The 536-nt window shown below is 68.3% G+C and carries 1 protein-coding gene; it reads left to right on the forward strand.

What is annotated here, in order from left to right; translation table 11 throughout:
- A partial coding sequence (locus NP777_RS47180; RefSeq protein WP_256656367.1) for an SDR family NAD(P)-dependent oxidoreductase occupies window positions 1-536 on the forward strand: 536 nt, incomplete at both ends.

A 536-nucleotide genomic window follows, 5' to 3' on the forward strand; every position in this document is an offset into this window, starting at 1 on the left:
TGGGAGCCGTCGGGGACGGTGTTGGTGACTGGTGGTACGGGTGCGTTGGGTGCGCATGTGGCGCGGTGGCTGGCGGGTGCGGGTGCGGAGCATCTGTTGTTGGTGTCGCGGCGTGGTGCTGAGGCTGAGGGTGTGGGTGAGTTGTGTGCTGAGTTGGGTGTTGCGGGTGTTCGGGTGACGGTTGTGGCGTGTGATGTGGGTGACCGGGATGCGTTGGCGGGGGTGTTGGCGGGGGTTCCGGAGGAGTTGCCGTTGACGGCGGTGGTGCATGCGGCGGGTGTGCTGGATGACGGGGTGTTGGACGGGTTGTCGGTGGAGCGGTTCGAGGGTGTGTTGCGGGCGAAGTCGGGGGCGGCGTGGCATCTGCACGAGCTGACGCGGGAGCTGGGGCTTTCGGCGTTTGTGTTGTTCTCGTCGTTTTCGGGGATGGTGGGTGCGGCGGGGCAGGCGAACTATGCGGCGGCGAACGCGTCTTTGGACGCGTTGGCGGAGTGGCGGCGTGGTGCGGGGCTCCCGGCCACCTCGGTGGCCTGGGG

The sequence above is a fragment of the Streptomyces rugosispiralis genome, from assembly GCF_024505145.1.
Lineage (GTDB): Bacteria > Actinomycetota > Actinomycetes > Streptomycetales > Streptomycetaceae > Streptomyces > Streptomyces rugosispiralis.